The organism is Streptomyces sp. NPDC048419, from assembly GCF_043200415.1.
Classification (GTDB): Bacteria; Actinomycetota; Actinomycetes; order Streptomycetales; family Streptomycetaceae; genus Streptomyces.
In genome coordinates, this window is record NZ_JBICXT010000085.1 from 1 (window position 1) to 6,410 (window position 6,410).

Here is a 6,410-nt window from a genome sequence, read left to right on the forward strand (position 1 = left end):
TGTGGCAGCTGTGGGGGGTGTCCTCGTTCGTCACGAGCTGGTGGTTCATGGCGGTGGGGGCACGCCTGACCTGGGTGGTGTGGGGAGCAGCGACGGTCGGCATGGTCGCTGCGGCGTCGCCGGCCTCCGGCCGGGCAGTCGCCGGCTTCTTTGCGGCCCTAGTGTGGAGCGCGCTGTCGGTGTTCGCCCTACGAGGCCTGTCCCTGCGCCCCCACTCCTGCACCCATGTCCACAACGAGGTCCCGGACACGGCAGACGACGGCCGCACGCGGGTGTCGGCGCCAGCCGTAAGGGAACGGGACTATACGCAAAGCGATGACTGACAGGGGGACCGGCCGTCCGGCCCCTCTGCAGATCAAAGCCGGTGGCGGGAGGCTGCCGGGCCGCAGGGCCGCTGGGCACACAGCGAGCCCGGCGCGCGAGCACCCGGGCGTCATGTGCCACCGGCTGCCCTGCATCCTGCGAGGTCGGCATCGCGGTTCGCGACCTCGAAGCAACGATCTCCTTTTTCACCGACCTCGGCCTCACGGTCGTCGGCCGTGACACGGTCAGTGGTGAGTGGACCGACACTGCCGTCGGCCTTGATGGCAATCACGCCAACATTGCGATGCTCCAGACGCCAGACGGGCACGGTCGCCTTGAGCTCTTCGAGTACATCCACCCCGAAGCGATCGAGTCGAAGCCCACTCGTCCCAACGAGATTGGCATGCATCGCGTCGCCTTCTCGGTCGACGACATCGATGAAGCCCTTGAGGTAGCCGCAAAGCACGGATGCCGTCCGCTTCGCGGTGTGGCGACCTATGAGGACGTCTACAAGCTCACGTACGTCCGCGGTCCCAGCGGCATCATTGTGATGCTCGCCGAGGAGTTGAAGAAGAACTGACAGCCGATCGTGTCAATTGGCCCCGCGCCGATACGAGGCGGGCTGTCGCCGGCCACTTTCCGGACCTCCGCGCCATCCCGGTCACACCCACCGTTACATGGACGCTGGCGCTCGCCACTGCTGCCCAGGCGGCGAACCGTACGATCGTTTCCGCGGCGAGGTCGGTCAGGTGGACCTGGCTGCGGTCGCCGAGCCGGTGGTCGGCCCAACTCCCCGTGCCTCCGGCGGCGGTGGCGATGACGGACTGCCTCCTCGACGTGAACCGTCCGCGACCGCGGCGAGGTGTCCGGCGGTGCCGGCGACGCTCTGGTGCAGCCGAATCGAGACCAGGTTTGGCCGGCATCAGGGATGCCGAGCCGGTTGCGGACGAGACCCGCGGTGGTGTCGTGTTCGGCCACCTTGTAGGGGGCGTCCGGGGGTGATGCCGCCGACGGCGAAGGCGTCGTCAGTCTGACGGCGCATACCCCAGCCGACGCATGAAGGACGACGCCGACAGTGAACTGATGCGCCGCGCCCCCCTCGATGCCATTGTCGTGCTCGCCGCCCAGAGAGTGCACGCGGACGCTGGCGTGCTCGCGGAGACGACGGGTCGTGGCGCGGCAATAATTCACCGACGGTGGCGAGAGTGGCCCTGGTCGCGGCCACCACGGCACCGGCGCAGGTCACCCTTCGACCGATCGCCCGCGAACCTGGAACCGGCCAGCGTAGCCAGCAGGTCGAGCGGCCCAGAGGACATCAAATGGGGGGTGTTGTCTGTCCGGCTGCGGAGCGGTGTGAGGGCGTTAGGCCGTGGAGGCTGCCCAGACCTCCGGCACGCCGAGGTCTTCATAGAGCCGGTTGCGCTGGTCGGGGCGGAGGGTGCTGCAGAGAGCGGCCAATGTGCTGTCCGCTTGTCCCGGTACGGCTTCGACGATGTTGCGCACGATCGCGGCCCGTGTTGCGGGCGGCACCGCGGGGAGCATCCGGCGTAGGTCCTCAAGTCCCTCCTCGGGGGTGCGGGAGGCGCGGAAGGCGGCGAAGACGGCGCCCAGTTCGGCGTCGCTGGCGTACTGCCAAAGTGCCGGCATCGCGACCGTCTCCTCGAGGTGAAGGTGCGCGAGATATGCGCTGATGACTTCGTTCAAGGCGAGGTAGAGCGCGTGCTGGGCCTCCGGCAGGGAGTCGACGGGAGTGCCGGGCAGCGAGCGTGCCTGCTCGTCAAGTGTCGTGAAGGCGGCGTCAAGGCGTATGTGCTCGGCATCCAGCGCGTCGGCCGCCTCAGGGGCCCGCTCCCGCAGGAGCTGATGGATGAAGGTGTCCTCGTGGTCAGCGTGCTCGCGCAACTCCCGGGTCATGGCCAGGCAGCCGTCGGCCTGCTCGGTGGCGGCGCTGCTCTGGCTGATATCCGCCGCGCCGAGTTCGGTGGAAAGGGTGAACAGCCGTGCACGCTGTCCCATGTGAACGTTCCGGTAGAGGTCGATCTTGGGCATGGTTCTGTCCTTGGCCTGGCCGATACGGTAGGATGACAACATATTGTCTTCTCAGCAACATGTTGTCAAGAGGGGAAGTGTGCGATGCCGGACGAGACAGCTCTCCTGGTCGCCGACGTCTTCGAGGCGGCCGGGGCCCTGCGCCGGCTCGGCGAGCAGACCGCTGCCGCGGAAGGACTCACCCAGGCCCGATGGCAGGTCCTAAGCGTCGCCTCGGAACAGGCAATCACCGTGCCCCAGGCCGCCCGCCGCCTCGGCGTCAGCCGGCAGAACGTCCAGCGCGTCGCCAACGACCTCGTGGCCCTTCGCCTCGCCGCCTATGAGTCCAACCCGGACCACCGCGGCTCCCCCCGGCTAGCCCTGACACCTCGCGGCAAGCAGTCACTCACCCGCGTCACCGCCAGGGCCGAACGACTGCACCGCACCCTCTTCGCAGCCATCCCCGACGAGGAGATCCGCGCCACCAGAGCGTCACTGCGCCGAATGCTGACCGAGCTCGACCGCCACGAAGCAAAATCAGGCAAGCGGTAGACACGCGCGCTCTCATCGGGACGTCGGTGCACGGCGACGGATTGTGGGCGGACGCTCGCGACGGACCAGCAGAACCCCAGAAACCGCCCCGCCCCGCCAGACGACCTTCATCATGGACAACGGCCGCCGACCAGCGCGAGCACAGAAGAACGCATTCACACGAGCCCCCATGACCAGCGACTTCACCATGCCCGCCACTCGCTGCACCCGGTCGACGGCGTTGGTCCGGCGCGAGCCCGGCCGCGCAGCACGTTCAACGGTCGCCGGCTGGCCGTACCGCCGTCCTCGATGGCGCGCCGCCCCGCGTAGAGCCGCTCGAAGCACCAAAGGACCGTGAAATACCCGGTACGAACGTCAGGGAGGGCATCGTCGCGGAACGTGTCGGCAGAATGCAGGGGCGCCCCGAGTAGGTCGCGGGACTTCGCGACCAGCCGTTTCCCACAACGCCGGAGCCGACAACTCTCGCGCGTTGGGTGTGCTGCGGCTAGAGCAAGACGTACCAGTGGTCCTGGAAGGCGGGGTGCAGTTCGAAGGGCAGCGCGAGGATCTTCATGGTCTGGAAGGCGAGGATGGACTCCAGCGGCCAGCATGATCCCGCCTGCTCCTGACTGATGCGCTGCTGGCGGTCCCGCAGGATCCGCCGGTGCATGGTGCTGCGGTCGCGTACCTGGGCGGGGCAGGGGCACGCGCAGGAACGGCGCGCCCGTGGTGCTGGGCGGGGCAGGCCAGGTAGGCCGTCATACGTAGGTGTAAAACTTCGTATGGTCGAGCATGTCCTGTGGCGTCACGTCGTTCCAGGGCTTCATCGTGTCACGCAGGCCTATGACACCTTCAGGTGCCGTGACTGGCAGGTACCCGGAAGACGGGTGCAGGGCCTGCCAGTCTGCCCACAGTTTGTCAATGAAGCAGTGATGGAGCCAGAAGACGGGGTCATTCGGCGAGGCGCCGCTGAGCATTTGACCGCCGACCCAGACGTGAACCCGGTTATGGAGGTTGGGGCCCTGCCAACCCTCGAGATAGTTGCGGAAGCTTTCAGATTCGCTGTTCCACGGCGGGTCATCGTAGGTCGACATGGCCAAGACCGTGTCCACTTCCTCGCGGGTGGGTAACGCGCGGACGTTGGCGCCGAGGTCGCGTCGTAAGAAGGTCCGCCCGTCGACGCGCACGTTCACTGGCCAGCTGCCCTGCGTGAAGGCGAATGGCCCGGAGGTTACCTGGTCGTCGCTGTTGCGGCCGGAGCCGCCGAGCAAGTCGTCCGACCACAGTGAGCTGTTGGGTGATCGGTCCTTGGTCCAGTCCCAGTAGGGCAGGTTGACCGAGGGAGTGATGCTTTGCAACGCCTGTTCGAACTGCAGCAGGAAGCGGCGGTGCCAGGGCAGGAAGGAGGGAGATCGGTGTCCGGTTCGTTCCCCGTCGTCCGTGTCACTCATGATGAATGCATTGTGTGTCGTCACGAACTCGTCGTACCGTCCCTGCCGCTTGAGCTCGAGGACCGCGTTGACGAAGTTGCGCTTCTCGGAGGCCGACAGGTCGGCCTGGTTCTTGCGTTCTCCCACGATGGTGTTCCTTCAGCATGTGGTGGGGGGCTTGCGGTTGTCGGTCAGGCCATGAGGAAGACGAGAGAGGCGCCGGCCAGGTCTCGTACAGCCGCGCGGGCGACCTCCAGAGGAGTGCGCTGTGTCTGGTAGTGATTGACGACACTGAGCCAAGTTCCGTCCATGCTCTGCATGACGTGAAGGTCCTGGTCGTCGATGCGCACGACGAACTCCAGGAGCGACGATTCACTGTCGCCCATGTGACTCCGTCGACTGCCCTGGCGGCTGCCGTGGTGTGAAGCGTGCTCGACAGGAGCGGGCCAGCCCTGGATGTGTCGACCCAGGTAGATTTCATCGAACGCCGCAGGCTCATCCATGGTGCTGCCCTTGGCTACGCCGGCCCGCCGCGTCCGCGACGCCAGGCCCGTCCCAGGCCATTCAGGATCTGCCGTTGCAATGTTCGCCTCACTCGCAAGAGCCGCACCAGTGAGCGCCGTCATGCCTGTGAGCAGGGCCTTGCGACGACTGGGAAGTTTCATCGAAGTACCTATCATCCGGCCGCTGCGGTTCGAGGGCCGCAGCAGGAACGTTCCTGTGGCAACGGAGCGCATCGGGGCGCCCGTTGCCGTCACATGGTGGCAGTGATGCGAGCGGTAGCGGAGGTGCATCGAACGCGGTCCCGTGTGAAAGAGACAACCTCACGGGGAGGTACACCGTTCAACAGTGGAAGATCTTCTTCCGTTTCAGTGGCCGAGGGCTCAAGACCGCAAGAACAAGCTCATCGGCGGGTTCTCACAGAAAAAGTTGCGGCCCACTCGACCTGACGGTGCTGATACGCCTGCCGACGATACGGCTTGAATACATGGACGCCCGCTCATAGCTGGGTAGTGGTGTCAGTTTGAAGTCCGGCTCGTGGAAGAGCTGGCAGTCTCGTTCCGCTTCGTCCCATCGTTCGGTGAGGAACGAGGCGAGTTCGGCGACGGAGGTCAGGTTTCAGTCTGTCCTGTCCGGACGTCCGCTGGCGGCGTCTGCTGTCATGGCCGGTGCAGTGGCACGTCCAGGACCTCAAAGATGCCCACCCCCTTCCGCGGGCGGCGACCCGTACGCGGTCCGGCCGTCCCTGACCGATCCACGAAAAGGGGCGCCGGACAGAGGATCGGAACTGTCGGCATTGTCTTGGCCCGGGCCGGGTACTGGCGGGCCGGGAGCTGGGAGAATCAGGAATACGTCCGCCGCCCGGGTCTGTGCCGGCGGCGGCCGTGTACGGAGATTCGCGCTCATCCCCCCTTGTGCGGGCCCCGTAGGGGTTGGTCCTTCGTGGCTGTCGGGGCGGGTGGGTAGCTCGCCCCAGTCGCGAACCGGCTGTGAGGGCCAGGGCTGGGGCTGTTCGTGGCCTGTCGTGGGAGGCGGCTCCGGCCCGCCACAGGAGAGGAGCCCTCTTCGTCCGCGGAAGTGCTCGCCGTTGACGCGGCCGTGGGACGCCACCGGAAAGTCCAGGGCGGGCAACGCCAGCATCGCTGAGATCCACAATCAGGATCTGATGATGCTGGCGCATGAGATCTTCGACCCCGAGGCCAACCGGCGAGTCCTCGTCGACCATGCGTTCATCGTGGCCGGCGGGTAGATCACCAAGGCTGCACGCAACTGGCTGGGCAACTCGTTGGACGCGGCGAAGCAGAGCCAGATCATGTTCATGGATCGCGACGACATCTTGAACCAGTTCGTGGTGAGGAACCTGTCGCTTCCCGTAGGTGCGATGCCATCGGTGGTACCGGGGAAGCGCCATTCTGATGCTCGTTCGGGGGCTGCGGCCTCAGGCGGACCGGCGGACGTGGCCGGGGATACGGTCGTCAGCGGAGCTGTCAGGGGGCCTGGCCGCGACCGCGGCGACGGAGTCTGTCGGCGGCGGCTGAATCCTGACCCGGTGTGGGCGGTCGAGTTCTGACCCACCGGGTCTGGTTGCCGGTGCTCAGTCGGTGTCGTGTGTGGCGG

Annotated in this window: 7 protein-coding genes and 1 pseudogene; 4 read left to right on the forward strand and 4 right to left on the reverse strand. The window is 66.5% G+C overall.

All coding sequences use genetic code 11. The annotated features are described in order from the left end of the window. A pseudogene (locus ACGFYN_RS47570) lies at nt 1-323 on the forward strand (hypothetical protein); the annotation flags it as partial. Between the two features lie 149 nt (nt 324-472). Beyond that, nucleotides 473-883, forward strand: coding sequence for a VOC family protein (locus ACGFYN_RS47575; protein ID WP_393872212.1), 411 nt, complete (start codon nt 473-475; stop codon nt 881-883). 782 nt (nt 884-1,665) lie between these two features. Here the strand turns inward: ACGFYN_RS47575 and ACGFYN_RS47580 are convergent. After that, nucleotides 1,666-2,352, reverse strand: a complete 687-nt coding sequence (locus ACGFYN_RS47580) for a hemerythrin domain-containing protein (RefSeq protein WP_393872206.1) — start codon at nt 2,350-2,352, stop codon at nt 1,666-1,668. 84 nt (nt 2,353-2,436) lie between these two features. Here ACGFYN_RS47580 and ACGFYN_RS47585 point away from each other — a divergent pair, with 84 nt between their 5' ends. Next, nucleotides 2,437-2,883: a MarR family winged helix-turn-helix transcriptional regulator gene (locus tag ACGFYN_RS47585; RefSeq protein WP_393872207.1), complete on the forward strand. Its 447-nt coding sequence runs from the start codon at nt 2,437-2,439 to the stop codon at nt 2,881-2,883. 484 nt (nt 2,884-3,367) lie between these two features. On the opposite strand, the gene ACGFYN_RS47590 is transcribed toward ACGFYN_RS47585, so the two are convergent. The 3 genes from ACGFYN_RS47590 to ACGFYN_RS47600 all read right to left on the reverse strand — a co-directional run bounded on the left by ACGFYN_RS47590 (nt 3,368) and on the right by ACGFYN_RS47600 (nt 5,086). Next, the gene (locus ACGFYN_RS47590) at nt 3,368-3,532 is read right to left on the reverse strand and encodes a hypothetical protein (protein WP_393872208.1); all 165 of its coding nucleotides are present in this window, start codon (nt 3,530-3,532) and stop codon (nt 3,368-3,370) included. 88 nt (nt 3,533-3,620) lie between these two features. Beyond that, nucleotides 3,621-4,439: a tyrosinase family protein gene (locus tag ACGFYN_RS47595; protein WP_393872209.1), complete on the reverse strand. Its 819-nt coding sequence runs from the start codon at nt 4,437-4,439 to the stop codon at nt 3,621-3,623. 44 nt (nt 4,440-4,483) lie between these two features. Then, complete coding sequence (locus ACGFYN_RS47600; RefSeq protein WP_393872210.1) at nt 4,484-5,086, reverse strand: tyrosinase family oxidase copper chaperone; 603 nt, start codon at nt 5,084-5,086, stop codon at nt 4,484-4,486. Between the two features lie 794 nt (nt 5,087-5,880). Here ACGFYN_RS47600 and ACGFYN_RS47605 point away from each other — a divergent pair. Then, nucleotides 5,881-6,042, forward strand: a complete 162-nt coding sequence (locus ACGFYN_RS47605) for a hypothetical protein (RefSeq protein ID WP_393872211.1) — start codon at nt 5,881-5,883, stop codon at nt 6,040-6,042. Nucleotides 6,043-6,410 lie beyond the last annotated feature (368 nt).

Bases quoted from the DNA above. Each gene is read 5' to 3' on its own strand.
- ACGFYN_RS47580 (WP_393872206.1), bottom strand. From the start codon at position 2,352: ATGCCCAAGATCGACCTCTACCGGAACGTTCACATGGGACAGCGTGCA.
- ACGFYN_RS47585 (WP_393872207.1), top strand. From the start codon at position 2,437: ATGCCGGACGAGACAGCTCTCCTGGTCGCCGACGTCTTCGAGGCGGCC.
- ACGFYN_RS47590 (WP_393872208.1), bottom strand. From the start codon at position 3,532: ATGCACCGGCGGATCCTGCGGGACCGCCAGCAGCGCATCAGTCAGGAG.
- ACGFYN_RS47600 (WP_393872210.1), bottom strand. From the start codon at position 5,086: ATGCACCTCCGCTACCGCTCGCATCACTGCCACCATGTGACGGCAACG.